Origin of the sequence: Bacillus paramycoides, from assembly GCF_038971285.1 — a bacterium.
In the GTDB taxonomy this organism is placed as follows: Bacteria; Bacillota; Bacilli; order Bacillales; family Bacillaceae_G; genus Bacillus_A.
On the sequence record NZ_CP152427.1, the window covers coordinates 4,306,718 to 4,333,195 of the forward strand.

The window sequence follows — 26,478 nt, forward strand, 5'->3', positions numbered from 1 at the left end:
TAAGAAAAATAAGAAAAAGAAACGAGCGATTTCCCTTACAAAACGTTTTGTTATCTTACAGTTTTGTCATTTTTCTCATTAATGTATGATATTCTTCATCTTTTGCAAATTGGAACGTGAATGTTGTCCCTTCCCCTTCAGCTGATTGTACATAAATACCGTGATGTAAATTATCGCAAATTTCCTTCGTAATATATAAGCCCATTCCGGTTGCTTCTCTCGTTTTACGGCCATTTATCCCCGTAAAGAATGGATCAAATATACGCTTTACATCTTGCTCTGGAATACCGATTCCATTGTCCTTAATATGTAATAACACTTTTTGATCTTTCTCTTCAATTTGAAATTGAATTTCCTTTTTCTCTGCTTCTGAAATTTTCGTATACTTAATTGCATTTACAACGATTTGACCTATAGCAATACTGAGCCATTTTCTATCAGATGCAACCATACAAATATCTTCCTCAAACATTACTTTCGGAAATACAGACGATTGAATAAAGGATTTTCGATTTTCATTAATAATACCTCGAATGATATCTATCACATTTACTACTTCTACTTTATAATCTTTCGCAAACTGCTCTAACCTTGCCATATGTAACGCTAAATCTAAACCATTTAGTATACGGTTATTTTCTTCACGAATACTTTCAACTGTTGCTCTTGCTTCACGATGCTCCTTACCAAACTTCTGTAATAGCAATTCTACAACCGATACTGGTGTTTTCATTTGATGAATCCATTGGTTCATAAATATCATTTGCTGTTGTTCTTTCGCATGTTGTTTATGAACTTCATTCATATATTGCTGTCTCAATAGCGTAAACGATTCAACGACCATCTCTTGCTCTGACGTATAAGAAGTATCAATAAGTAAAGAGTCATGTAATGTATTTCCGCCAGTAACATACTTTTCGATCCTCTTTAAAAACACACTTCGTTTTCGGTAATCGTAAATGAGGTATACAGTAAATACGACTGTCCCTAATAAGAGTCCATATAACCACGTACTCCAGTCAATTGATCTTTTGTCCAAAAGATTTTGCAACTGCAAAACGAGCCCAAATAGACAGAGGCTAACAATATAAGAAAGAAGTAAAGAAAAGCGGTCCATGAGGTAATTTTTAACCTTCATGCCCTTCGCCCCACTCTGTAAGAAGCGCATAACCATATCCACGTTTCGTTACAATTGCATTTTTAATGCCTAGCTCCTCTAGTTTCTTCCTTACACGTTTTACATTTACGGTTAATGTATTATCATCGACAAAAGCTACCTCATCCCAGAGGGCTTCTAACAGTTCTTCGCGCGTTACATATTGATTTGCTTGTTTCATTAAACACTCTAATAAATAAAATTCATTTTTTGTCAGTTCTGTTTGTTGCCCTTGCCACTCAACAACATGTTGGGACGGAAATAACAACAGTCCATTTACACCTAAACAATCACTTTCTGCCGCAGAAGCATATTCACCATACCCACGCCGAAGTGCACTTTTCACCTTAGCCATTACAATATCTAAATGGAATGGCTTCGTAATGTAATCATCTCCACCATTTTCAATTGCCATTACTTGATCCATTTCTCCTGTTCTTGCAGAAACAAAAATAATTGGTGCATTGGATACAGTGCGGATTTGGCGACACCAATAAAAACCATCAAAATACGGTAAATTAATATCAAGTAACACGAGATGTGGATTTACTTTCACGAACTCATCTTTTATATGTTGTAAATCACTTGCTCTAAATGACTGATAGCCATACCTTTCTAAATGCTCTTCTAATATTCCCGCGATTTTTTCATCGTCTTCTACAATTAATATTTTATACATGTTCATTTTCTCCCCATAAGAAATTCTTCCAAAAACCACTCCTTGTTCTATTATAAATTGAAAATTTAATTAGTGGGTATTTTTTCCTATACGAATCAGACATTTATAACAAAAAAAGACTGCCATATTTCGGCAGTCTTAGTCGATAAATTCAAATTCATATTCAAGAATTTTTACAATATCTCCGTCTTTCGCACCACGTGCACGAAGAGCTTCATCAATACCCATTCCGCGCATTTGACGAGCGAAACGACGTACAGATTCATCACGTGAGAAGTCTGTCATCTTGAATGTTTTCTCGATATCGTAACCAGAGATAACAAACGTGCCATCACTTTCACGTGTAATTTCAAATTTAACACCTTCAGTCTCAAGTTTGTACATTACACTTGTATCAGACTCATCCGCAACTTCATGTATTGGGAATTCTGGTGTTGTTTCTATTAAGTTCGCTACTTCAAACAGTAAGTCACGAACCCCTTGTTTCGTTACAGCTGAGATTGGGAAGATTTTTACTTCGTCCCCCACTTTCTCTTTAAACGCTTGTAAGTTTTCTTCTGCATCTGGCATATCCATTTTGTTTGCAACAACAACTTGTGGACGCTCTGTTAAGCGAAGATTGTATTCTTTTAATTCATTATTAATCGTTACGTAATCTTCATATGGATCACGGCCTTCTAAACCAGACATATCAACAACATGCACGATTACACGTGTACGCTCGATATGACGTAAGAATTGGTGTCCAAGTCCGACGCCAGCATGTGCACCTTCAATTAGTCCAGGAAGGTCAGCCATAACGAAGCTGCGGTTATCACCAGTTTCAACAACACCAAGATTTGGAACGATTGTTGTGAAGTGATACTCTGCAATTTTCGGACGTGCTGATGATACGACAGATAATAATGTAGATTTACCTACACTTGGGAATCCAACAAGTCCAACGTCTGCTAGTACTTTAAGTTCTAGAATGACATCACGCTCTTGACCTGGTTCCCCGTTCTCAGCGATTTCTGGCGCTGGATTCGTAGCTGTTGCGAAACGTGAGTTACCACGGCCACCGCGACCACCTTTTGCAATTACAGCAGTTTGTCCATGCGTTACTAAATCGGCAAGAATTTGACCAGTTTTTTCATCTTTTACTACGGTTCCTGGCGGAACCTTTACAAGTAAATCTTCAGATTTACGTCCGTGTTGCCCCTTACTCATCCCGTGCTGACCGCGATCAGCTTTGAAATGACGTTGGTAGCGGAAGTCCATTAATGTACGTAAGCCTTCCTCAACAACGAAAACAACATCTGCACCTTTACCACCGTCGCCACCTGCTGGGCCACCTTTTGGAACATACTTCTCACGACGATACGCAACCATTCCGTTACCACCGTCGCCACCTTTTACATATATCTTGACCTGATCTACAAACATTATTTCACCACACTTTTTTCAATTGGTTGTAATATAACTGAGACTTCTTCGTCTCGCACTGTATAAGAAATGGAATACCATTTATTGTTTTGGTTCGCAAGCCAATTCTGTAGTTCTTCTACACTCGTTAGCTTACCACGAAAATCAAAAAAGAAACGAGCATTCTCCGCGTCACATTCAATTGTGATACAAACATAATTTTCAACATATACGTCTAAACTATGCTGAAGCATTGAGAAAAATTGATTCGTCCATGTACATACAGTCTCATCTAAGTGAGATAAGTTATGTAATTTCCCTAATACTTCGTACTCCAATAAGCACGGCTGCTGTTTCCAATTATATGTTAAAATCCACTCTGAAAATAAAGGCATTGATAGCCCCATCAGATTGGATTCTTGTCTCGCTTCTTGGACAAAACGATCGATGAGACTATGAATTTCTTCCACTTTTCCAAGGGAAAGGTTTCCTTTCACCATCTGCATACGATTGAGCCAATCATGTCTTGAATGGCGCAATGCATCTATAATTGTCCATTTTTCATTCATTTAGATACCCCTTAATATAGAAAAACTCTAACCTGCACTCAGGTTAGAGTTTTCCGTGAGTTCTTATGCTTCTTGAGCAACAGGATATACGCTCACTTGTTTGCGGTCACGGCCAAGACGCTCGAAGCGTACTACGCCGTCAACTTTCGCGTATAAAGTGTCATCGCCACCACGACCAACGTTAACACCTGGATAAATTTTTGTACCGCGTTGACGGTAAAGAATTGAACCACCTGAAACCGTTTGACCATCTGCGCGTTTAGCACCAAGACGTTTTGACTGAGAGTCACGACCGTTCTTTGTACTACCTACACCTTTCTTAGATGCGAAAAACTGAAGATCTAATCTTAACATACGTTACACCTCCTGCACTTTTTCTATTAAACGGATATACTTTCCGTAATCAAGTTCGATCGTCTTAAGCGAAACAACCAATCCTTCTAAAAGTATCTGTGCTTTTTCCATTGTATGAACGTCTAAATCATTAGGCAATTCATACGTTAAGAATCCGCCATCACTTCCGAGTTCAATAGTTGCCTGCACATTACAAAGTTCTTCCACTGCATTTATAGAACCAAACACAACCGCTGTAGTTCCAGCACAGACAAGGTCTTGTCCATGTGGCGCATAATCGGCATGTCCAGTCATTTTAAATGATTGGATACTTCCTAATTTCGTGCGACTTATCGTAATTTTAATCATGTTAACCAGAATTAAGCGTTGATAGCTTCAACAACTAGCTTAGTGTAAGGTTGACGATGACCTTGTTTCTTACGATTGTTCTTTTTCGCTTTGTATTTGAAAACGATAATTTTCTTAGCGCGACCTTGTTTTTCAACTTTCGCAGTAACTGTTGCACCTTCTACAACTGGGCTACCAACTTTAACGTTTTCGCCACCAACGAAAAGAACTTTGTCAAAAGTAACAGTTTCACCAGCTTCAACATCTAATTTTTCAATGTAGATTGCTTGACCAGCTTCAACTTTAATTTGTTTTCCACCTGTTTCGATAATTGCGTACATACTTGCACCTCCTCTTAATTACTAAGACTCGCCAAAAACGAGGTAGACATAAATGCCTTTAGGGAACCTGTCTTGTGCGGTTGTAGCATATAGCCGTTTAGGTGCTATAAACTATAACATAAAGATGTTACCATAATTCATTGACTATTGTCAATGAAACTTCTACTAACTATTTTTTCCGTTCTATAATTTCTTTTTTACTTCCAAAACGGATAATAGCGTACTTTTCGATCATATCATCTTTGAAATAAATTTCAAATGGAATATTTTTTTGTAATTCTTTTTGCAAAAATTGTTTTTGCAGTTCTTTAGGTGCAGCGATTAATACAGCCTCATCTTCTATATTACCATATGTAATTAACTCTCTCTCTAACTCATACGCAATTGTTTCATATGACATCACATAACCCGTCGCTTTGCACGGTACACACTCTTCTAGTAGTACGTCGCGTAAAGAATGTTTTTTACGTTTACGTGTCATCTCTAAAATCCCTAACTCTGTAAACCCAAGCACTCTTGTATATGTGCGATCATTTTGCATAGCAGCGATGAGACATTCTCTTATCTTTTCTTTATCTTCTCTTCTTTTCATATTAATGAAATCAATTAATATCATACCACCGATATCACGCAGTCTTAATTGACGTGCAATCTCTTCAGCTGCCAATTCATTTGTACGAAGGACTGTATCTTGTAAATTCTGTTTTCCAGTAAACTTGCCCGTATTCACATCAATTACAGTCATCGTCTCCATTTGTTCCACAATTAAATAAGCACCATTCGGGAGCCACACTATCTTTTGAAGTGCTTTCTCGATCTCACGCTCTATTCCAAAATGGCTAAACATTGAAGATTTTTCATTATAAAAAGATACTTTTTCTCCCCCAATTTTTTCTTCTAATTCTTTTACTATACTTCTTGTATCTACAACTACTTTTTCAATCGTTTCAATTGGATTCTCTTGAAATACACGATCTAAAAAGGTGGCCGGTCGATGAAGTAGTAACGGCGCCTTTACTTGGCCCTCTTTTCTTTTTAATTCTTCATATAACTGTTGTAACTTTTGCATTTCAGCTTGTATTTCTTCAATTTCCCCTTTTTCAGAAGCAGAGCGGAATATATACCCTCCTGTCCCTTCTACTTCAATTTGGAGTAGTTGTTGCCTTCTTTTATTATTTTTTATTTTCCGAGAAACCGCACGCATTTCATCATATGGCATATAAACGACATATTTCCCGGTAAATTCTATATTCGCTGTCAATTTCGGTCCTTTCGTATCAATTGCCTCTTTCACAACTTGTACGAGTACCGCTTGCCCTTCATGTATACGATAAGAAGACGGTACATCATCGTATGAAAGATACGCATGTTTTTCTAAACCGATATTTACAAAAGCTGCGTTCATTCCAGCAATCGTTCTTACGATACGTCCAACATAAATGTGCCCAACAATCTCTTGTTCTTCATTTCGCTTCCATAAAAACTCAACAATTTTTTTCTTCTCTTCAATTGCAACGCGTTTTTCCGATCCAGCGTAGTTCATATATAACGTTTTCAAAATTCTTTCCTCACTTTATAATCATCTTTGCTTTTACAATAATAAAAGGTTAGTGCTATCGTCAACACTAACCGATTAATTCTTCGACAGATGAAGTTGTTCGTTTTTCAGTAAAATACGCATAGAGCAGTTCATTTTCATCCAATGTGTAATGTTCTTTATATTTCCCACGGACGATAATAGAGTGCTTATACCCTCTACGAAATTTTGTGAATATCTTATATAAATGATCTTCTGATTGCACTTCAATAGGTGCAATCTTTTCAATTCCTCTTTTGTTCCCATAATAACGTTCTAATAAAAAACGCATAAAGGCATACCGTCTTTGTTTCCACTCTTGATATAACGACACAGCTAAAAATATGAGTAGCACCCACATCATAATATTGTTACTATTCCAAAGTAACTGCCACACTAGTATTACACTAAAAAAAACACATGATAATTTCATCATCTTTTCATGTGCCTGTAAATAAGGAAAACGATATGATAATACGTTAAACAATACTTTCCCACCATCAAGCGGCCAAATAGGCAGTAAATTAAACGCTAAAATAATTATATTATTCCACATAAAGAAATAATATAAATCCGCATGAAGCCAACCAGCTTCAAACAACATATAGCCTACCGCCATCATCCAAATATGTTGAATAGGTCCTGCAATTACGACAACGAGCTCTTCTTTCAATGATTTATTCCCATGCTCCTCGAGCTCAGCTACACCACCAAACGGTAAAAGTTCAATCTTTTTAATACGCCAATTATAATACGCCGCTGCAAAAGCATGCCCAAGTTCATGGATAAGAACGATACAAAACAACAGTAGCAACTCTTTAAAACGAGCCGTAAAAATACCAATGACAATAATAACCCAAAACAATGGATGCACTGAAATTTTCGTTAAAACATCTCTATATTTAATCAAACGAAATCACCTGAATCGGATCAATAAATTTTTCATTCTTTTTTATAGCAAAATAAAACTTACCATTTTTATTATTTGCATCATTATTTACCGTTCCAATTTTTTGTTTCTTTGAAACGTAATCATATAATTTCACTGACATATCATTTAAGTTTGCATACCATGACTCCGTGCCGTCTGCATGTTGAATTTGAACTGTATTACCAAGTTCCTCCTTCTTTCCTGCAAAAACAACTAGCCCTTCATTTACTGACTCAACAGTTGCATTTGTAGCGGTTTGGACAAATACACCTTGGCCATTTTTTTGAAACCCTTGCATTACCTTTCCGGAAGCAGGAATCGCATAATCTTTTTGCTGAATAGTTCCTTCTTTTTTCTCATTTGGCGAATAAAATACGAGAGGTTTTCCAAACTGCTTTTCGTACCATTTCGCTACAGTAGCAAACTGAAACTCTTCTTTCATCACTTTTTCTGTAACAGCTTTAGCACCGTCAAAAGAAGAGGGTGCATTCTTATATAAAATAGCGACAGAAAGAACTAATATTGCTGATAATAAAACTTTGAAGAAAAACACTTCTTTTCGAAATAAAGGATGAATTCCCTTTTCTCCATCCTCAATAAATACTGTTTCATTATCAAAATTCCCTCCAGCGAAATACTGCTCTTCCTCCATCCTTTCTTGCTCTGCCTTCCTTTTCGCAATCCGTTTTTTAATTTCTTCTACACGTCTATTCTTCATACTGTCTCCTTTCCTTCAATAAGCTAATTTAAATAGAAACAGTTGTATACAGTTTGTACATATGTATGAGCTAGGAAAGGAAGATATTCGTATGAAGAAAAAAGAAAGCACTCCGCAAATATGCGAAGTGCTTTTAACGGATTCCAAAGAAGTTTTTCACCTTGGTAAATACCGATACCTTTTCTTGTTCAAATGCTTGTAATGGGACATTCTCGCCCAACAAACGTCTTGCAATATTACGATAAGCTAACGCTGCTTTTCCGGTCGGTTGCAACGCTACAGGTTCACCTGTATTTGTAGCACGAATAACCTCATCATCATCTTCAACAACACCAAGAAGCTCGATTGACAATGTACGTACGATTTCATCAACATCTAACATATCCTGTTCATGAAGCATATGACTACGCACACGATTAATAACAAGTTTCGGTGGTTCAATATCCTCTTTTTCTAAAAGCCCGATAATACGATCCGCATCGCGCATTGAGGATACTTCTGGCGTCGTAACAACAATTGCTTTATCCGCACCAGCTACCGCGTTTTTAAATCCCTGCTCAATCCCCGCAGGACAATCAATTAATATGTAATCATAATCTTGACGTAATACTTGTATTAATTCATCCATTTGTTCAGGTGTTACCGCTGATTTATCACTCGTTTGTGCTGCAGGTAATAAATAAAGATCATCAAAACGTTTATCTTTAATAAGAGCCTGAGGTAAACGACAACGCCCTTCAACGACATCAACAAGATCAAATACAATACGATTTTCCAGCCCCATTACTACGTCTAAGTTGCGAAGACCGATATCTGTGTCAATTAAGCACACTTTCTTTCCAGATAACGCTAGGGCTGTACCAATGTTCGCAGACGTTGTAGTTTTACCTACACCGCCTTTTCCAGATGTAATTACTATTGCCTCTCCCACAGCTATACAATTCCCCTTTCTAACTTTGTTAAATTAGGTCTAAGATGAGTGAGAAGTTGCAGTCGATCGACAACAATGTGATTGTTCTCATTAATATACGCACATTCTGCCGCCTCCGCTCCGTCTTCTTTCTCTTCCGGAGCCCGCATTGCCACATCACTAATTCGAAGTTGCATCGGGTTCATAACAGATGCAGCAATTACAGCATCCGAATCCCCATAATACCCAGCATGTGCAATTCCTCTTAATGATCCTACGACAAAAATATTCCCCCCAGCGATAACCGTTCCGCCTGGATTAACATCTCCAATTAACAATAAATTTCCTTTTACATGTAAAACTTGTCCAGAGCGAACAATTTTGGAAATAGGGACAATTTCTGTTTCTTCTTTCCAAGCTATTGCTTCCGCTTTAGTTATAACATCACTTTCAATTGAATCCACAACAAGATTCTTTTTATTACGAATTAACGTACGAATCTCTTCTTGTTGGACTTCTGTTAAATAACGATTTCCCACTTTCACATGCACTTCAATTAAAGAGCGCCCATCACCATCATAGTAATGTGTAGAAAGCTTTTCATCCAGCTCTTTCAGTAACTCAGAGAATGAACAACAATCATCTAAATGAAGTGTTATTCCGTCTTTTGTCCCTTTTATTATTACATTTTGTTGCTTTTTTTCTTCCACTAAAGTTCACCCCACCGATTCAATTCGACATAAAATTAGAAAATCCTTTTTTCTTTTTCTTCCATCGCTTTTGAAAGACGCACTAAATATCGTCTCAGTGGGAAACAAACTATCAATAAGAAAATTGCATTTAGCAATAAAGTAGACAGGAGACGATCTGTGAAAAAGACATACGCCGACATATGAGTACGTCCTAACAAAGTTAAAAATCCATACACATAATACTCTAATGCTACTATGCTAGCTAGTACGATAGAAGCAACAATAAATAAATTCAATTGTAATATCTTCATCACACTATAAACTAAATAAGCTAAAATCGGATACGCAAATATATATATACCGACAAGTTCTGTGTATACAGTATCAAATAAGAAACCAAATAAAAGTCCGTAATAAATCCCTTGGACCGGACTATAGTACACAGTAACAAAACATAAAACAATGATAAAGAAATGAGGTGCTGCTATACTATTTTTCCAAAAAACCTCTGTTGGAACAATAGTAGCAAACATATTTTCAAATAGAAAAACAAAAAGGAGCAAAAGAGGAAGAGCTGCTCTTTTTAGAATCTTCATCATCTCTTCTCCCCCTCCTATTCTAATGGCGCTGAAGGCGTTTCGCGTTTCGCAACCGTAATATGCTCTACGTCATTCAAATCAGCGGCAGGTTTTACATAAGCTGTTTTTGTTAAACCGTATGGATCTGGCTGAACATCAACGATTTTTCCAATTACAAGACCTCTTGGGAAAATATCACCGAGTCCAGATGTTACTACTAGTTGATCGGGTTTTACACCTGCATCAGAGCCAATCTTTGTAAAAAGAAGCAAGTGCTTTTCTTTGTCGTAACCTTCAATCAATCCAAAGATTTTCTCATTTCCTTGTACGATAGCAGAAACACGATTTGTTCGGCTCATAGAGCTTAGCAACTCTACTGATGATGTAAACTGAGATACACTTTTCACTCGTCCAACTAAACCTTGTGAAGTTACTACAGCCATATCTTTTTTAATTCCTTGCTGTGCCCCTTTATCAATTCCAACTAGATCGTACCATTTATCCGGGTTACGAGAAACGACAGTAGCTGGAATTTCAGTATATTGGCTATTCAACTCTTTTTTACCCGTTAACTCTTGTAACTTCTTGTTATCATCTTCTAATTGTTTTACTTTCCCTGATAGACCTGCATAATTATCTAATTTTGCTTTTAATTCTTTATTCTCTTCATACGTGCGCTTTACATCCTCTACATTTTCGAAGAATCCAGCTACGTATTTCGCTGGCTTTTGGAATACACGTTCTACAACACCGACAGTGTCTTTAACAAACTGCTCTGGCCATGTTAAACTGTTCCGTTCTTTCAATGAGATTCCAATCAATGCCACGAGAAGAATAATACTAACTAACAAAACAATTAATCTTTTGTTTAAGAAAAACTGTGGCACGTTCACACCCTCTTAATTTCATTGATTTTTATTTTGCAATATTATCGAGCAGCAGTTTTGAAAAGATCGATATTGTCTAATGCTTTACCCGTTCCAATTGCTACGCAATCTAATGGGTCTTCTGCAACAAGAACTGGCATATTTGTTTCTTCGCTAATCACTTTATCTAAGTTACGTAGTAATGCTCCGCCACCTGTTAATACGATACCACGGTCCATAATGTCTGCCGCTAATTCAGGTGGAGTTTTCTCTAACGTATTTTTAACAGATTCTACAATTGCATCTACTGTATCTTTTAATGCATCTGCAATTTCTTCTGGTTGAATTAGTACTGTTTTTGGTAAACCACTTACTAAATCACGACCGCGAATTTCCATAGGCTCGATACCTTCTGGCTCGCCTGCAGAACCGATTTCTAATTTTAATGCTTCAGCTGTTCTTTCACCAATCATTAAGTTGTAGCTTTTCTTAATGTACTGAATGATTGAATCGTCCATATCATCACCAGCAACACGAACTGATTGACTTGTTACAATACCACCTAAAGAAATGATCGCAACTTCTGTTGTACCGCCACCGATATCAACAACCATGCTACCAGTTGGTTCCCAAACAGGTAAGTTTGCACCAATTGCTGCTGCAAATGGTTCTTCGATTGGATAAGCATCACGTGCGCCCGCTTGACGAGTCGCATCGATTACTGCACGTCTTTCTACAGCTGTAATACCAGAAGGTACACATACCATTACGTAAGGCTTACGTGAGAAGAATCCATTTGATTTTTGAGCTTGTTGAATGTAATATTTCATCATTGTTGCTGTCGTTTCGTAATCAGCAATTACACCGTCTTTCATCGGGCGAAGTGCCACAACGTTTCCTGGTGTACGACCAATCATTTGTTTTGCATCGCTACCTACAGCAACGATTTGTTTCGTATCAGTTTGTAACGCTACTACTGAAGGTTCACGTAAAACTACACCTTTTCCTTTTACATATACAAGCGTGTTCGCAGTTCCTAAATCTATTCCAAGATCGCGAGTAAAGCCACCAAATCCAAACATATTATTTATCTTCCTTTCTTGTTTTCACGGACTCATTTTTTCTTACTTTATATTATAAAAACAGTACGTTTTTTATATCTTTATCCTTTTTGTAGATAAATTTCTACAAAAAACTCATAAATCACATTATAAAACAAAATAAGTAAAAAGCATAGTCTTAAATATGACCTTTTTCCTTTAAACTCACGAATTTATGGTCGCCTATTATAATATGGTCAAGCACTTCAATTCCGATAATCCGGCCGCATTCTACTAAGCGTTTTGTTACTTCAATATCTTCTCGGCTAGGCGTTGGGTCTCCTGAGGGATGGTTATGAAGACATATGATAGAGGCTGCTGCACGGCGGAACGCTTCTTTAAAAACTTCCCTTGGATGTACAATTGATGTGTTTAAGCTTCCAATGAAAATTGTTTGCCTATGTATAACTTGATTTTTTGTGTTCAAATATAAACATACAAAATGCTCCTGCTGCAGAAAGCGCATTTCTTCCATCATATATCTCGCGCAATCTTCTGGGCTTCGAATGCTATATCTATTTTGATATTCTAAACGCACCATTCTTCTACCGAGTTCAAACGCAGCTATAAGCTGGGTTGCCTTCGCAACCCCAACACCATGTATACTGACAAGCTCCTCTAACGTTGCATCTTTCAACATACGTAAACCGTCAAAATGATGTAGAATTTTATCTGATAACTTTAAAACTGTTTCTTCCTTAGAACCTGTTCTGAGTAACACTGCAAGAAGCTCCCGATTCGATAAACTTCCAGCTCCTTCTAACAATAAACGCTCCCGTGGCTGTTCTTCTTTAACAACATCACGAATACCGTTCATTTCTCCACCCCTTTTATTTGTTTTCTCAAAGAAAATCCCATGCAATTTTACGCATGGGTTACATCAATATTAAATTGTTTTAATTCCCGAACAAGACGTGAAATTGGTAACCCGACTACACTATAGTAGTCCCCTTGAATATATTGAACAAAAATAGACCCTTTACCTTGAATGCCATAACTTCCAGCTTTATCAAGAGGCTCTTTTGATGCAACGTATGCGTCAATTTCTTCTTCTGTTAATTCCCAAAACGTAACTTCTGTACGCTCGTAAAAAGTGACCGTTTTCTCTTTTGCTATAATTGCAACACCCGTATATACTTCATGTGTTTTCCCTGATAATAATTGCAACATTTCTTTCGCTTCCGCCTCATTAGAAGGCTTTCCAAGAATACGCGATTCATATGTAACAATTGTGTCTGCACCTAACACAATATAATCACCGTTATTTTCTGCTACTGCAGATGCTTTTTGCAGAGCAAGGGACATAACAATATCAGAAGGTGAGGAATACGCACCAATCGTTTCTTCTACTTCACTTACAATGATTTCAAATGGTACACCCGCTAACTCAAGTAATTCCTTCCTGCGAGGTGATCCTGAAGCTAAAATAATTTTTCTCATATTTTCTCCTTCCTTTCTCACATGAAGCAGAATCATTTACATCAATCGTATCAAAGGAATAGTTTGTCCACAAATGAAAGAAATATTATTTTCTCTAAACAAAAGAATATTTCTTTACTAGCATACGATTATATTCCTGCCATAGAGAAAGCACTTTGCTCTAAATTCAAAAGAAAAGAAAGAAGTACCTATACTTCTTCCCTCGTCATTTCATTATCCTATCATTTTGCCTTTTGTGAAACAATTTTTTCATATGAAAGCATACCGTCAATAATAACTTGATTTAATTTCGCCAAAGATTCCTTATCACCTTTTCCATCCTTCGCTGTTTGCACAGCTACTGACGTATACATATACAATTTCTTTGCTTCTTCTTGCTTCATACTTTTCCCTTCTTTTTCGATCGCTTTCCACTCTTTTTCAATCGCACCTATATCTTTCGCATTACTTTTCCCACTACCTTGTACGCTAGAAGCATATTTTGCTAAATGAGTATATAATGGCTGTACTTTTGTTAAAAACGACCCAACTTCTTTATTATCTTTTAGTAACGCTTTATCTGTTATATCCCAATCCTTTTTCAATACGGAAACATTATCATTTTTATACTGCGTCATTAATTGGTTTATGCCTTGTTCATCGCTAGCAATACCAACAACTAATGCATACTTATCACCGCTCGGTTTTAAAGCTGCAACGCCTCCATTACCTTTCCACTCTTCAAGAGCGGCCTGTCCCTTTTCTTCAGAAGAATAAATTCCTCCTTGAACAAAAAATAATTTCATTGGATTTAATGACGTTCCTGTCTGCGCTTTTTGTTTTTCCTCTTTTTGTGCTGGTGTTTGTTCTGCCGTTCCACCTACCTTTGATTCTTCATTTTGCACCTGCTTTGAAGCTGTTACTTCGCTTCCCCCTGTCGCACCTTGTCCTTTCAGTAACTGTAGCATTCCCATCCCAAACACCGTACCAATAATAATCGCAGTTGCAACGATTGCAATTAACGTATTGCTCCACTTCTTTCGTTTTTTTTCCGTAGACATTACTTTCGTTTTTTGAAACGGAACAACGTTTTTCGGTCTTTCACTTTCTACTACCATCCATTCAAATTCATCTTTCTTCTTCTCCTCATACTTCGCTTCTGTTCCATTCACTTTCACTGAGATTGTTCGTGATTGCTTGTCCATACACTCACACCTCACCTCTTATCGTTGTCCGCATCATATCATATTCATTGCACAAAAAAACGAGATATTTGTCAGAAGAATTCGCCAAATAACCCTATATATTTATCTTATATGTATGCATTTGACTTCATTTGTAGAACAAAAAAACTAGATAGCAAAGACTATCTAGTTTTTCTCGCGAATATATTTTCGAACTTCCGAAATGAAGTAAAGAGAACCTGTTATGATAAAAACATCATTTTCTCCAATCATTTCAATCTTCTTATCAATTGCTTCTTTCCAATTTTCAAAAACTAACTTTGATTCTTTCTTTGAATACGACGCAAGCTCGCCTGCTGAAATCGCGCGATCAAAGGCGAATGTTGTAAAAACAATTTCATCGGCGATGGTTTCTAATTGACCTACCATATTATGCAATTGTTTATCACCAAGAGCAGTAAATAAAACTATTACATTTTTATCTTTGTAATGTGATTCTACCGTTTTTACAAGGCTTTCAATACCTTCTGGGTTATGAGCACCATCTATAATAATATCTGGATTACTTTGCAGTTTTTCAAAGCGCCCAACCCAATACGCTTCCTGTAATCCCGTTCTTATTTCTTCTTCCTCAATTAAAAATGATAAGTATGTTTTTACATACATGACTGCCATAAGTGCAAGTGCTGCGTTTCCTACTTGATGGCTGCCTTTCATTGAGATGCGTACATCTTCAAAAGAGGCAAAAGGACAAGTGAAATCGAACTGTTCTCCATCTTCGCTAGACTGTTTATGTAACGCTATAAAATGGTTACCCATCTCATATAAGTTTGCACGATTTTCCTTTGCAACTTTTTGAATGACTTGCAACGCTTCCTCATCTTGCACACCAGTAATAACCGGAACACCAGACTTAATAATCCCCGCCTTTTCATATGCAATTTCTCCTATTGTATTTCCTAAAATATGCATATGATCATGGCCGATATTTGTAATAATCGTGAGAACAGGATGAATCACATTCGTAGAATCAAAGCGCCCTCCAAGCCCTGTTTCAAATAAAACAACATCACAGAAATTAACTTTACCGAAATAACAAATTGCCATAACAGTAATAATTTCAAACTCGGTCGCTTCCCCTAAATCCGTCTCATCTAGCTTTTCAACGACTGGCTTTACCATCTTTACAAGTTCAGTAATCTCTTCATCTGCAATTGGTGTGCCGTTCACACTAATACGTTCGTTAAATGTCTCAATATAAGGGGAGGTAAATGTCCCTACCTTATATTTTGCGTCTTCTAACATGTAGCGCATATATGTTAACGTTGAACCTTTTCCATTTGTACCAGCAAGATGAACACATTTTATGTGACGTTCTGGATTTCCGAGTTCTTCTAGCATCCATCTCATTCTTTCTAATCCTGGTTTAATACCAAACTTCAATCGGCTATGAATCCACCCTATCGCTTCTTCGTATGTATGTATCACGTATGCTTTCCCCTTTCAAAAGACAACCTTCATACTCCTATTATACGCAAAGAAAAGAGACTCACCAATATAGTGAGTCTCTAAAAAGCATTTTATTTCTCAAGATCTGCTAGACGTTGGCGAACTGCTTCGCGTTTTTCTAGGTAATCTTGCTCTTTCGCACGCTCTCCTTCAATAACTGCTGCAGGAGCTTTTGCTACGAAACCTTGGTTTGAAAGTTTCTTCTGTACACGTTCTACTTCTTTGTCGAACTTCTCAAGTTCTTTCTCAAGACGCGCTTTCTCTTCATCAAGATTGATAAGATCAGCTAACGGTAAGAATAACTCTGCACCTGTTACGATTGCAGTCATTGCTTTTTCTGGCGCTTGTAAGTCCGTTTGAATTGTTAATTCGCTCGGGTTACAGAAACGCTCAATGTAAGAGCTGTTTTTCGTAAGTTGAGCAAGTACAGCCTCGTCTTTTGCTTTAATTTGCATTTGAACTTTTTTGCTCATTGGCGTATTAACTTCTGCACGGATGTTACGAACAGAGCGAATGATATCAACTAGAAGGTGCATTTCTGCTGCAGCTTCTGTATCTTGTAAATCTTCGCGAACTGTTGGCCACGCTGCTACTGTAATAGATTCGCCTTCGTGCGGTAAATGTTGCCAAATCTTCTCTGTTACGAATGGCATGAATGGGTGTAATAGACGCATTGTTTGGTCTAATACGTAAGCTAAAATAGAACGAGTTGTTTTCTTAGCTGCTTCATCTTCACCGTATAGAGGAAGTTTCGCCATTTCAATGTACCAGTCACAGAAATCGTCCCAAATGAAGTTGTATAATGAACGACCAGCTTCACCGAACTCATATTTATCCATGTTACGTGTTACGCTTTCGATTGTTTCATTTAAACGAGTTAAAATCCACTTATCTGCAACTGATTTTTCACCAGTTAAATCGATTTCTTCATACTTCATATCATCCATGTTCATTAATACGAAACGTGATGCATTCCAAATTTTATTAATGAAGTTCCAAGTAGATTCTACTTTTTCCATGCTGAAACGTAAGTCTTGACCTGGGGCACTTCCCGTTGATAAGAAGAAACGCATTGCATCTGCACCGTACTTCTCGATAACTTCCATTGGGTCAATACCGTTACCAAGAGATTTACTCATTTTACGTCCTTGCTCATCACGAACTAAACCGTGAATTAATACATCTTTAAATGGACGCTCGCCTGTAAACTCTAAACCTTGGAAAATCATACGAGATACCCAGAAGAAGATGATGTCATAACCCGTTACTAGTGCATCTGTTGAATAGTAACGTTTGAAATCTGCTGCATCTTCATTTGGCCAACCAAGTGTTGAGAATGGCCATAGTGCTGAACTGAACCATGTATCAAGTACGTCGTTATCTTGATTCCAGTTTTCAATATCTGCTGGTGCTTCTGTACCTACGTATACTTCACCAGTTTCTTTATGATACCAAGCTGGAATGCGGTGTCCCCACCATAATTGACGAGAGATACACCAGTCGTGAATGTTTTCCATCCAACGTAAATATGTGTTTTCGAAACGCTCTGGTACGAACGTTACTTTCTCTTCTTCTTTTTGCTGAAGTGCTACTGCCTTCTCAGCAAGTGGAGCCATTTTTACGAACCATTGTGTTGATAAGTAAGGCTCAACAACTGCACCACTACGCTCACTATGACCTACTGAATGCATATGAGGCTCGATTTCTACTAATACGCCCGCTTCTTGTAAATCTTTTACTAACGCTTTACGGCATTCGAAACGATCCATGCCGTTATACTTACCAGCTTTTTCGTTCATCGATCCATCTTCGTTCATTACTAAGATACGTGGTAAGTCATGACGGTTACCTACTTCAAAGTCATTTGGGTCATGAGCTGGTGTAATTTTTACAACGCCTGTTCCGAAATCTTTTTCTACATACTCATCAGCAATAATCGGAATCTCACGGCCTACGATTGGAAGTGTAACTGTTTTTCCGATTAAATGCTTGTAACGATCGTCTTCTGGATGAACCGCTACTGCTGTATCACCAAGCATCGTTTCTGGACGAGTTGTTGCAATACGAATATGACCAGAACCATCTGTTAATGGATAGTTCATATGGTAGAATGCACCTTGAACTTCTTTATGAATTACTTCAATATCAGAAAGAGCTGTGCGTGTTGCTGGATCCCAGTTGATAATATATTCACCGCGGTAAATTAAGCCTTTTTCGTATAATTGAACGAATACTTTATTAACCGCATCAGATAAACCTTCGTCTAATGTGAAACGTTCACGAGAATAGTCTAGTCCTAAACCAACTTTCCCCCATTGTTGACGAATGTGAGAAGCGTATTCTTCTTTCCACTCCCAAGCTTTTTCAAGGAATTTCTCACGGCCAAGATCGTAACGTGAAATACCTTCTTCACGAAGTTTTCCTTCTACTTTCGCTTGTGTTGCGATACCCGCATGGTCCATTCCTGGAAGCCATAATACATCGTAACCTTGCATACGCTTCGTACGAGTTAAAATATCTTGAAGAGTTGTATCCCAAGCGTGACCTAAGTGTAACTTACCAGTTACGTTCGGAGGTGGAATTACAATTGTATAAGGTTGCTTCTTCTCGTCTCCTGTTGCTTCAAAATATTTGCCTTCTAGCCACCACTGATAAAGGCCTTCTTCAACGGACATATGATCATATTTAGTTGGTAAATTCTTTTCCGTATTTGACATTATTTTCCCTCCTTAAAATAAAAAATGCCCCTCATCCAAAAAGGACGAGGGACATCGCGGTACCACCTTTATTTACAAACAAATTCAGAATTTGCTTATACTCTTAATTTGATAACGGACAAATCCGTCTTTTCCTAATAAGAACTATTCCGTTCAGAAAAGATGCTCCAGGGCTACCTTCTAACATAACTATCTAGAGAATCTCCCAGCTAATGATTCTCCTCTCTGAAGACGTTTCTTGTTATACTCTTCCCCTTCAAGGCATTTATATGATTGTTAATTATTATATACAATAGTGTAAAAAACGAAACCTTATTCGTCAAGATAAATTTAAGACTACGAATTTTTTGAAGCACAAAAAAGATAAGTAGAGGATGCTACTTATCTTTTTACCCGTTCCCCTGCTGGGCAGCTTGTAATTGCGAAAGGAAATATTCTATATTGCTAACGAGCCAATGCGCTTGTTGCAAACTCTTTACTCCGAGAAGTTCATTTTCCTCATTACGGCTCTCTCTTCTTTTTTTATAAGACTGAATTTGCCGAATAAATTGCGATGGATACGTCATGTACGCAAACATGAGTAGTTGCTCTTCTTTCGTAAAAGGGAAATTTTTTTGATACATTTGATACCATTCAAACCGATCACTTCGCGCAATTGGATATGTGTTTAACGACCGAGAATAGAACCCTACAATATCTTGCACTGGTGTTGCAAACTTCGATTTTTCTAAACTAATGAAATAGCCATTCCGTTCATAATCAAATAAAAAATGATTAAGTGATACGTTGCCATGCACAAAAGTAATACGTGTTTTTTCTTTTTCTTTCATCGCATCGTTCCACTCTTTTAATTGCTTCGTTGCAAACTCACGCGCTCTCATTACATGATGATAGTACGTACAATATTGCAATTCAAACGGAGACATATACCATTTCGCTTCCGATTCTACAAGAAACTCTTCTAACATCTCACCATCGTTTTCCCAGCGATCGGATATATTCGTATAATGTTTCTCTAAATCTTCTTCTGTATACGTTTCTTCTTTTACCGTTTTTTGATGCAACGTTCCGAGAGTCTGAAACATTTTATGGTATTGATCATTATCCTCGCCGTTTCCTTCCGCACGTTCTAACCACGGCATTAAATAATAGTTATACGTACCATCACTTAAAATATAATTTCCATCCGTCGCATGGTATATAGGTACATAATTTGAGAAACCTTTCTCTTTCAAAAATTGAATATGGTGCAGAAAGTTATTCCGCTCTAACTTCCTGCCTTCTATTTTCTTGAGCGCATATGGACCTTGATTCGTATAAATTTTCGTTACACTTCCGTGCTCTTCCATATGCTGCGTATCCAATTTATATTGCCTTACAATGGGTTCATAGCGATTTCGTAATTCCATATCCATACGAATAACCCTTTCTATTCAAAACATAGCCTTCAGAAAAACAAGTGAGTGAAACCACTCACTTATTTCGTTTTTGCTCTTGAAACAGGAATATAAATAATTTGTCCTGTAGTTAAATATATGTCTTCTGTTTGATTGACACGGTATAAGTTTTGTACAGACGTTTCATAACGCTCTGCAACAGATTCGATCGTATCTCCTTCTTGCACGAAGTACATTCTTAACTTTGTAAATTCTTCTTCCGGTTCCTTCGTAAATAATTTCGTTAAATAAAGAGCATTTTCATCTCGCTGTGAATACGTTTCTTCTTCTTGTACTTCTTGTTTTTTCGCTTGTTCTTTCTTGAAATCTTTTCGTCCGAACAATTCAAATTGCGGCGTTGTTTCTTTCTCTTCTTCACGCTCTACAAATTCATGTTCTTCTATTTCCTCTTCCTCTACTTCCTGCTCTTTTCTTTCTTCTAGTTGGAATGGTTCAAATGCGTAATCTTCCCACTCATCTGATTCCTTATAAGTTGGTTCTTCTACTTGCGGCGTCGGTCTAGTTTCATACTCTTGCTCTGAATCATCCTCTAACTCAGCATACGCCGTTTCTTCCTCTTCATCCTCAATTCTTTCTTCATCACATAAACCTGTAATAGATATATCCGCTAATAATTGTAAGCAACCATTTTCCTTTAGTTCATAATCAAATTCCTCGATAGATACATATAGTTCTTCAATTACTTTCACACGGTTTCTTGGTATTGATATTTCAAGCGGAAAGGAATGAACAAGTTCATTAACCCCATCTTCTCTTGTTTCTACATAATCAATGGACTTAGCTGGCGATAAATCTCTTAATGAATAAGCTGAATCATCTTGCCGTGCAACATACTCTCCCGTTAAATCTAATTGCCCTCTCACAATAACCTCATGATCAAGCTCTTCTATCTCAACGTCTGGATCTAACGAAATTGACAAAAGTTCTTCGACTTCCTGTCCTTTTTGGAACCAAACAGATTCTTTTAATGAAAAACGTAATGAATGATCTGTTGCCACTTCTTTTCCCCCTCCCAAACTATATGTCATTACAGATTTATGTACGGAATGCTGACTTTATGAATAAAAAAAATCGCTCCCCTTATGGAGAGCGATTTTCTTTATTTAATTAAGCTTTTAATTTTGACATTGCAATTTCAGCCGCTGCAATCGTGGCTTCAATATCTGCATCACTATGTGCTGTCGATAAGAATAAACCTTCGAATTGAGATGGTGGCAAGAATACACCTTGCTCTACCATTTCACGATAGTAAGCTGCAAAGAATTCTAAGTTTGAAGATTTTGCTGCATCGTAATTAATAACTGGTTCATCTGTAAAGAAGACACCAATCATAGAACCCGCACGGTTAATATGATGCGGAATGCCATGTTTTTCAGCTGCTTTACGTAAGCCAGCTTCTAACATTTCAGCTTTACGCTCGAATTCTACATATGATTCTGGCGTTAACTGTACTAACGTTTCATAACCTGCTGCCATTGCAAGTGGGTTACCTGATAAAGTGCCCGCTTGGTAAATCGGTCCGCTCGGTGCAACTTGGCGCATAATTTCTGCTTTACCACCGTATGCTCCTACTGGTAATCCACCGCCGATTACTTTACCTAAACAAGTTAAATCAGGTGTTACACCGTAATAACCTTGTCCGCAATTATAAGCAACTCGGAATCCTGTCATTACTTCATCAAAAATAAGCAATGCACCATTTTGCTCTGTTACTTCACGAAGACCTTCTAAAAATCCTGGTTGCGGAGGAACAACACCCATATTTCCTGCTACTGGTTCTACAATGACACAAGCAATATCATCACCGAATTGTTCGAAAGCGTATTTCACACTTTCTAAATCGTTATACGCTACTGTAATCGTATTTTTCGCTACACCTTCTGGTACACCAGGGCTATCTGGTAAACCTAACGTCGCTACACCAGAACCCGCTTTAATTAATAACGAGTCACCATGACCGTGGTAACAACCGATAAATTTCAAAATTTTGTTACGGCCTGTATAACCACGAGCTAAACGTAGCGCACTCATTGTCGCTTCTGTTCCAGAGTTAACCATACGTACAATCTCAATTGATGGTACGCGCTCAATAACAAGTTTCGCTAATTTATTTTCAATTTCCGTTGGGGCACCGAAGCTTGTACCTCTTTCAGCAACAGCTTTTAGAGCTTCCACAACACGATTATTTGCATGACCATGAATTAAAGGACCCCATGATAATACGTAATCGATGTATTCATTTCCATCGATATCATATACTTTAGAGCCTTTTCCGCGCTCCATAAACAACGGATTCATACCAACAGACTTAAAGGCACGAACTGGGCTATTTACGCCACCAGGCATTAAATCTTGAGCCTCTTCAAATGCCGCAATCGACTTATCAAACTTTTTCATTATTTAGCGCCTCCTTCTTGTAACCATCTTGCTGCATCTTTCGCATGATACGTAATAATTAAATCTGCTCCTGCACGTTTCATACTAATTAATTTTTCAAGTACAACTTCTTTTTCATTAATCCAACCATTTTGTGCTGCCGCTTTAATCATCGAATACTCACCACTTACGTTATAAGCAACGACTGGTAAATTAAAGTTATTTTTCACATCACGAACGATATCCAAATAAGAAAGAGCTGGCTTTACAATTAAGAAATCTGCCCCTTCCATTACATCTGATTCTGCTTCACGGAATGCTTCCATACGGTTCGCTGGGTCCATTTGATATGTTTTACGATCACCAAATTGCGGTGCACCGTGCGCTGCGTCACGGAATGGTCCGTAAAATGCTGATGAATATTTCACAGCGTACGACATAACTGGTACATGTCCAAAACCATTTTCATCTAATGCATGGCGAATTGCTGTTACGAATCCGTCCATCATATTTGATGGTGCAATAATGTCCGCTCCTGCTTTCGCTTGACTTACAGCTGTTTTTGCAAGAACTGCAAGAGACTCGTCATTTAAAATAATACCATCTTCAATTACCCCGCAATGACCATGGCTTGTGAATTGACATAAACATGTATCCGCAACTACTACTAGGTCAGGGAATTCACCTTTAATTTGCTGAATTGCACGTTGCACAATTCCATGATCACAATATGCTGATGATCCAACTTCATCTTTTTCAGCAGGTAAACCGAATACAATAACAGAACGAATACCTAAATCAACAACTTCTTGCATTTCAGCTTGCAACAAATCTAAAGACATTTGATATACGCCTGGCATAGAAGGCACTTCATTACGAACATTTTCTCCTTCTAATACAAAAATAGGGTAAATAAAATCTTCCGTATGTAAAAACGTTTCACGCACAAGCGCACGCATATTACCACTTTGTCTTAAGCGACGATGACGATTAAATTGTAAAGAGTTCATAGATTTCTATCCCCATTCTTTTATTTTATCCCGCTATTTACGGGCAGTAAGACCCCACTAATTAAAGTTTCACTTTATAGATTCACTAATGCATTGTAGTAATGCTTCTACAGTGTACTCTTTCGGCATAATAATATGCGGAAAATAAAGGCTCGCCTCTTTTTCCGTAATAGGCCCTATACAAGCAATTGTACATTTTTTTGTCCATTCTCTCCAGTTTGTACCCTCAAGTAAACGAACAAAACTAGTAACAGTTGAAGGGCTCGTAAATGTAATAATGTCTACTTTCCCTACTTCTAACGCTTCTATAAGCTCTCTCTTTTTCTCTACATTTTCTTTCGTACCATATACGACGAGCTCATCTAGAGAAACACCCATTCCGCGAAGTGCAACTGGGATTACATCTCTTGCTAAATTCCCTTTCGGAAATAAAATGCATTCGTTTCCAATTAGCCTTTTTACAAACTCTTTTGCAAATACTTCTGCCACAAATGAAGTTGGAACAAAGTCCACTTCATAGCCTCGCTTTTCTAACTCTAACTTTGTTTTCACGCCTACTGCAGCAATTTTCATCGTTACAGGTAGCTCCTTTCTCAAACTGTCTAGAAAAAAAGCTACGCCATTTTTACTCGTAAAAATAACCCAGTCATACGAATGCAGCTGCCCTGCTATATGTTGAATTTGCCTATGAGACATACCTTCCATACGCAAAAGCGGAATTTCCAATGGAATTCCGCTCTTTTCTTTCACCGCTACACTCATTTGTTTTGCTTGATGCTGGGCACGTGTAATCAATACCGTTTTGCCAGCGAGAGCGTTCATATTTATTGTTGCCCCTTATTTGCAGCAAGAATGAGTTCTTTTGCGCCTTGTTTCATTAAACGGTCCGCAGCCTCTAATCCTACTTCCTCTGGATTCGTTCCTACTACTGTCTCTTTCAATAAAACAGAACCGTCCATAGACCCGACAAGAGCTGTTAATTCGATTGCATCGTTTTCTGTAAGAGTTGCATATCCAGCGATTGGAACTTGGCATCCACCTTCAAGTTTATGAAGGAATACTCGTTCTGCTGCCACTGTTTTTTCTGTTACTGCATCATTCATATGCGCTAACAACTGTAGTAAATCCTTATCATCTTCACGACACTCAATCGCTAATGCACCTTGCCCTACAGCAGGTACACATAACGTCTCATCTAAATGCTCTGTAATAACTTCATTATCCCAGCCCATTCTCTGTAATCCAGCTGTCGCTAAAATGATAGCATCGTAATCTTCTTCTTTTAATTTACGTAAACGTGTATCGATATTTCCGCGAATCCACTTCACTTGTAAATCTGGTCTCGCAGCTAACAATTGTGCACTACGTCTTAAACTACTTGTACCTAAAATAGCGCCTTCTGCTAACTCATTAAACGACGCTCCGTTTTTTGAGATAAAAGCATCACGAGGGTCAACACGCTTCGGTGTACAACCAATCATTAATCCTTCTGGAAGTACGGCCGGCATATCTTTCATACTATGTACAGCCATATCAATTTCTTTCGTAAGTAACGCATGTTCAATCTCTTTCACAAACAAGCCTTTTCCGCCTACTTTCGAAAGAGTAACATCTAAAATAACATCACCTTTTGTGACGATTTCTTTCACTTCAAATTCATATGGTAAACCTAGCGCTTTTAACTGATCAATAAACCAGTTTGTTTGCGTTAATGCTAATTTACTCTTTCGTGACCCTACAATAATTTTGCGCATAATTTTCTCTCCTCATTATAAATACCAAAAGTGGAAGTTGGATAAACTGCTTAATAGAAAAATATTAATTAGCATTACGAGAAATGCTCCGATGTTCCACTGTACGATTTTCTTCCCTTGCAACACATCTGCCGCTCGTAAGTAAAGACCCGCACAATATACAAATAGAACGACAAAAGATCCGATTACTTTCGTATCATACCAATGGAAATTGTCCAATTTTGTATATCCCCATATGCATCCTAATAAAATAGCTAGTAAGAAAAATGGAACAGAAAATAAATTTAATCCGTAAGACATTGATTCTAGCTTCGGTAAATTTCCTAACCTTCTTAATCTCGCATTCCATTTCTTCTTTTTTAATAGGCGATATTGCAATAAATACATAATAGAAAAAATGAACGATACAGTGAAGGCTGCATAAGAAATAATAGCCATACCGACATGTACGTATACAAGCTCCGAAACTAATTGCTCTGCAAGTACCGGCGACATCTTTCCGAGCGGTGTAAAAATAGAAAAAGCGCTTACGCCAAACGCAACAACATTTGTAAAAAAGACTAAAAAATCAATCCTCATAAATCGATTAATGACTAAAGACATCGTAATCAACAGCCAAACATAAAAATAAATCCCTGATAATAAAGTTAATATAGGATTTGTCTCTGAATCTGTAGCCCTAAGTAACATGAAGATAGAATGCAGAATCCACACAATTGAAAGTAACCAAAAAGCAAATCGGTTCGCCTTTCGGTTACTTTGGAAATAATCTATAAAATATAAACTAATGCTACAAGCATATAAAATAATTGCAATATGATAAATAATACTGTTATTTAAAAAACTCATCC

Annotated in this window: 27 protein-coding genes and 2 other annotated features; all 27 genes read right to left on the bottom strand. The window is 37.5% G+C overall.

Annotated features, from left to right (window positions below):
* Positions 1–55 precede the first annotated feature (55 nt).
* Positions 56–1,138: a HAMP domain-containing histidine kinase gene (locus tag AAG068_RS22280; RefSeq protein WP_342715846.1), complete on the bottom strand. Its 1,083-nt coding sequence runs from the start codon at positions 1,136–1,138 to the stop codon at positions 56–58.
* The gene (locus tag AAG068_RS22285; protein WP_342715847.1) at positions 1,128–1,835 is read right to left on the bottom strand and encodes a response regulator transcription factor; all 708 of its coding nucleotides are present in this window, start codon (positions 1,833–1,835) and stop codon (positions 1,128–1,130) included. The genes AAG068_RS22280 and AAG068_RS22285 overlap by 11 nt, the downstream gene beginning before the upstream one ends.
* A gap of 138 nt (positions 1,836–1,973) precedes the next feature.
* On the bottom strand, positions 1,974–3,260 hold the full coding sequence (obgE, locus tag AAG068_RS22290) for a GTPase ObgE (protein WP_342715848.1): 1,287 nt from the start codon (positions 3,258–3,260) through the stop codon (positions 1,974–1,976).
* The gene (locus tag AAG068_RS22295; RefSeq protein ID WP_063224842.1) at positions 3,260–3,808 is read right to left on the bottom strand and encodes a sporulation initiation phosphotransferase B; all 549 of its coding nucleotides are present in this window, start codon (positions 3,806–3,808) and stop codon (positions 3,260–3,262) included. Before AAG068_RS22295 ends, obgE begins: the two co-directional genes overlap by 1 nt.
* 63 nt (positions 3,809–3,871) lie before the next feature.
* Positions 3,872–4,162 (bottom strand): 50S ribosomal protein L27, encoded by a 291-nt coding sequence (gene rpmA / locus AAG068_RS22300; RefSeq protein WP_000944957.1) that lies wholly within the window; start codon positions 4,160–4,162, stop codon positions 3,872–3,874.
* A 3-nt stretch (positions 4,163–4,165) separates the two neighbouring features.
* The gene (locus AAG068_RS22305) at positions 4,166–4,510 is read right to left on the bottom strand and encodes a ribosomal-processing cysteine protease Prp (protein WP_098669493.1); all 345 of its coding nucleotides are present in this window, start codon (positions 4,508–4,510) and stop codon (positions 4,166–4,168) included.
* 11 nt (positions 4,511–4,521) lie between these two features.
* On the bottom strand, positions 4,522–4,830 hold the full coding sequence (gene rplU, locus AAG068_RS22310; RefSeq protein WP_000270907.1) for a 50S ribosomal protein L21: 309 nt from the start codon (positions 4,828–4,830) through the stop codon (positions 4,522–4,524).
* Positions 4,831–4,844: 14 nt separating this feature from the next.
* Positions 4,845–4,922 (bottom strand) — a sequence feature (ribosomal protein L21 leader region).
* Between the two features lie 77 nt (positions 4,923–4,999).
* A complete protein-coding gene (locus AAG068_RS22315) occupies positions 5,000–6,388 on the bottom strand; it encodes an Rne/Rng family ribonuclease (protein WP_342715853.1) in 1,389 nt (462 codons plus the stop codon).
* 67 nt (positions 6,389–6,455) lie between these two features.
* On the bottom strand, positions 6,456–7,316 hold the full coding sequence (spoIVFB, locus tag AAG068_RS22320) for a stage IV sporulation intramembrane metalloprotease SpoIVFB (protein WP_342715854.1): 861 nt from the start codon (positions 7,314–7,316) through the stop codon (positions 6,456–6,458).
* The gene (gene spoIVFA, locus AAG068_RS22325) at positions 7,309–8,055 is read right to left on the bottom strand and encodes a stage IV sporulation protein SpoIVFA (protein ID WP_342715855.1); all 747 of its coding nucleotides are present in this window, start codon (positions 8,053–8,055) and stop codon (positions 7,309–7,311) included. The genes spoIVFB and spoIVFA overlap by 8 nt, the downstream gene beginning before the upstream one ends.
* A gap of 133 nt (positions 8,056–8,188) precedes the next feature.
* Positions 8,189–8,986, bottom strand: a complete 798-nt coding sequence (gene minD / locus AAG068_RS22330; RefSeq protein WP_342715856.1) for a septum site-determining protein MinD — start codon at positions 8,984–8,986, stop codon at positions 8,189–8,191.
* A 2-nt stretch (positions 8,987–8,988) separates the two neighbouring features.
* Positions 8,989–9,675 (bottom strand): septum site-determining protein MinC, encoded by a 687-nt coding sequence (gene minC, locus AAG068_RS22335; protein WP_098669489.1) that lies wholly within the window; start codon positions 9,673–9,675, stop codon positions 8,989–8,991.
* A 35-nt stretch (positions 9,676–9,710) separates the two neighbouring features.
* Positions 9,711–10,256 (bottom strand): rod shape-determining protein MreD, encoded by a 546-nt coding sequence (mreD, locus tag AAG068_RS22340; protein WP_048531434.1) that lies wholly within the window; start codon positions 10,254–10,256, stop codon positions 9,711–9,713.
* 14 nt (positions 10,257–10,270) lie between these two features.
* Complete coding sequence (gene mreC, locus AAG068_RS22345; protein ID WP_342715857.1) at positions 10,271–11,122, bottom strand: rod shape-determining protein MreC; 852 nt, start codon at positions 11,120–11,122, stop codon at positions 10,271–10,273.
* 41 nt (positions 11,123–11,163) lie between these two features.
* Positions 11,164–12,183, bottom strand: a complete 1,020-nt coding sequence (gene mreB / locus AAG068_RS22350) for a cell shape-determining protein MreB (RefSeq protein WP_000466737.1) — start codon at positions 12,181–12,183, stop codon at positions 11,164–11,166.
* A gap of 157 nt (positions 12,184–12,340) precedes the next feature.
* Complete coding sequence (radC, locus tag AAG068_RS22355; protein WP_087957065.1) at positions 12,341–13,018, bottom strand: DNA repair protein RadC; 678 nt, start codon at positions 13,016–13,018, stop codon at positions 12,341–12,343.
* Positions 13,019–13,065: 47 nt separating this feature from the next.
* Positions 13,066–13,641 (bottom strand): Maf family protein, encoded by a 576-nt coding sequence (locus tag AAG068_RS22360; protein WP_342715858.1) that lies wholly within the window; start codon positions 13,639–13,641, stop codon positions 13,066–13,068.
* Between the two features lie 221 nt (positions 13,642–13,862).
* The gene (locus AAG068_RS22365) at positions 13,863–14,825 is read right to left on the bottom strand and encodes a stage II sporulation protein B (protein ID WP_342715859.1); all 963 of its coding nucleotides are present in this window, start codon (positions 14,823–14,825) and stop codon (positions 13,863–13,865) included.
* 165 nt (positions 14,826–14,990) lie between these two features.
* Positions 14,991–16,292: a bifunctional folylpolyglutamate synthase/dihydrofolate synthase gene (locus tag AAG068_RS22370; RefSeq protein ID WP_342715860.1), complete on the bottom strand. Its 1,302-nt coding sequence runs from the start codon at positions 16,290–16,292 to the stop codon at positions 14,991–14,993.
* A gap of 92 nt (positions 16,293–16,384) precedes the next feature.
* On the bottom strand, positions 16,385–19,030 hold the full coding sequence (locus AAG068_RS22375) for a valine--tRNA ligase (RefSeq protein ID WP_342715861.1): 2,646 nt from the start codon (positions 19,028–19,030) through the stop codon (positions 16,385–16,387).
* Positions 19,031–19,067: 37 nt separating this feature from the next.
* Positions 19,068–19,299, bottom strand: a binding site (T-box leader).
* 120 nt (positions 19,300–19,419) lie between these two features.
* Positions 19,420–20,445, bottom strand: a complete 1,026-nt coding sequence (gene ysxE / locus AAG068_RS22380) for a spore coat protein YsxE (protein ID WP_342715862.1) — start codon at positions 20,443–20,445, stop codon at positions 19,420–19,422.
* A gap of 62 nt (positions 20,446–20,507) precedes the next feature.
* A complete protein-coding gene (spoVID, locus tag AAG068_RS22385) occupies positions 20,508–21,485 on the bottom strand; it encodes a stage VI sporulation protein D (RefSeq protein WP_342715863.1) in 978 nt (325 codons plus the stop codon).
* A 109-nt stretch (positions 21,486–21,594) separates the two neighbouring features.
* Positions 21,595–22,884: a glutamate-1-semialdehyde 2,1-aminomutase gene (hemL, locus tag AAG068_RS22390; RefSeq protein WP_342715864.1), complete on the bottom strand. Its 1,290-nt coding sequence runs from the start codon at positions 22,882–22,884 to the stop codon at positions 21,595–21,597.
* Positions 22,884–23,873: a porphobilinogen synthase gene (gene hemB, locus AAG068_RS22395; RefSeq protein ID WP_001087078.1), complete on the bottom strand. Its 990-nt coding sequence runs from the start codon at positions 23,871–23,873 to the stop codon at positions 22,884–22,886. The genes hemL and hemB overlap by 1 nt, the downstream gene beginning before the upstream one ends.
* 69 nt (positions 23,874–23,942) lie before the next feature.
* Complete coding sequence (gene hemD, locus AAG068_RS22400; RefSeq protein WP_342715865.1) at positions 23,943–24,695, bottom strand: uroporphyrinogen-III synthase; 753 nt, start codon at positions 24,693–24,695, stop codon at positions 23,943–23,945.
* Positions 24,696–24,697: 2 nt separating this feature from the next.
* Positions 24,698–25,627 (bottom strand): hydroxymethylbilane synthase, encoded by a 930-nt coding sequence (hemC, locus tag AAG068_RS22405; protein ID WP_342715866.1) that lies wholly within the window; start codon positions 25,625–25,627, stop codon positions 24,698–24,700.
* A gap of 15 nt (positions 25,628–25,642) precedes the next feature.
* On the bottom strand, positions 25,643–26,476 hold the full coding sequence (locus AAG068_RS22410) for a cytochrome C assembly family protein (RefSeq protein ID WP_342715867.1): 834 nt from the start codon (positions 26,474–26,476) through the stop codon (positions 25,643–25,645).
* Positions 26,477–26,478: the final 2 nt, after the last annotated feature.

Coding starts and splice junctions, on each gene's coding strand:
- AAG068_RS22285 (WP_342715847.1), bottom strand. CDS start 1,835: ATGTATAAAATATTAATTGTAGAAGACGATGAAAAAATCGCGGGAATA.
- AAG068_RS22375 (WP_342715861.1), bottom strand. CDS start 19,030: ATGTCAAATACGGAAAAGAATTTACCAACTAAATATGATCATATGTCC.
- hemB (WP_001087078.1), bottom strand. CDS start 23,873: ATGAACTCTTTACAATTTAATCGTCATCGTCGCTTAAGACAAAGTGGT.
- AAG068_RS22410 (WP_342715867.1), bottom strand. CDS start 26,476: ATGAGTTTTTTAAATAACAGTATTATTTATCATATTGCAATTATTTTA.
- obgE (WP_342715848.1), bottom strand. CDS start 3,260: ATGTTTGTAGATCAGGTCAAGATATATGTAAAAGGTGGCGACGGTGGT.
- rpmA (WP_000944957.1), bottom strand. CDS start 4,162: ATGTTAAGATTAGATCTTCAGTTTTTCGCATCTAAGAAAGGTGTAGGT.
- AAG068_RS22360 (WP_342715858.1), bottom strand. CDS start 13,641: ATGAGAAAAATTATTTTAGCTTCAGGATCACCTCGCAGGAAGGAATTA.
- hemC (WP_342715866.1), bottom strand. CDS start 25,627: ATGCGCAAAATTATTGTAGGGTCACGAAAGAGTAAATTAGCATTAACG.
- spoIVFA (WP_342715855.1), bottom strand. CDS start 8,055: ATGAAGAATAGACGTGTAGAAGAAATTAAAAAACGGATTGCGAAAAGG.
- hemL (WP_342715864.1), bottom strand. CDS start 22,884: ATGAAAAAGTTTGATAAGTCGATTGCGGCATTTGAAGAGGCTCAAGAT.
- AAG068_RS22295 (WP_063224842.1), bottom strand. CDS start 3,808: ATGAATGAAAAATGGACAATTATAGATGCATTGCGCCATTCAAGACAT.
- AAG068_RS22280 (WP_342715846.1), bottom strand. CDS start 1,138: ATGAAGGTTAAAAATTACCTCATGGACCGCTTTTCTTTACTTCTTTCT.
- ysxE (WP_342715862.1), bottom strand. CDS start 20,445: ATGGATATGGAATTACGAAATCGCTATGAACCCATTGTAAGGCAATAT.
- rplU (WP_000270907.1), bottom strand. CDS start 4,830: ATGTACGCAATTATCGAAACAGGTGGAAAACAAATTAAAGTTGAAGCT.
- hemD (WP_342715865.1), bottom strand. CDS start 24,695: ATGAACGCTCTCGCTGGCAAAACGGTATTGATTACACGTGCCCAGCAT.
- AAG068_RS22365 (WP_342715859.1), bottom strand. CDS start 14,825: ATGGACAAGCAATCACGAACAATCTCAGTGAAAGTGAATGGAACAGAA.
- AAG068_RS22305 (WP_098669493.1), bottom strand. CDS start 4,510: ATGATTAAAATTACGATAAGTCGCACGAAATTAGGAAGTATCCAATCA.
- mreD (WP_048531434.1), bottom strand. CDS start 10,256: ATGATGAAGATTCTAAAAAGAGCAGCTCTTCCTCTTTTGCTCCTTTTT.
- radC (WP_087957065.1), bottom strand. CDS start 13,018: ATGAACGGTATTCGTGATGTTGTTAAAGAAGAACAGCCACGGGAGCGT.
- mreB (WP_000466737.1), bottom strand. CDS start 12,183: ATGTTTGGATTTGGTGGCTTTACTCGCGATCTTGGAATAGATTTAGGA.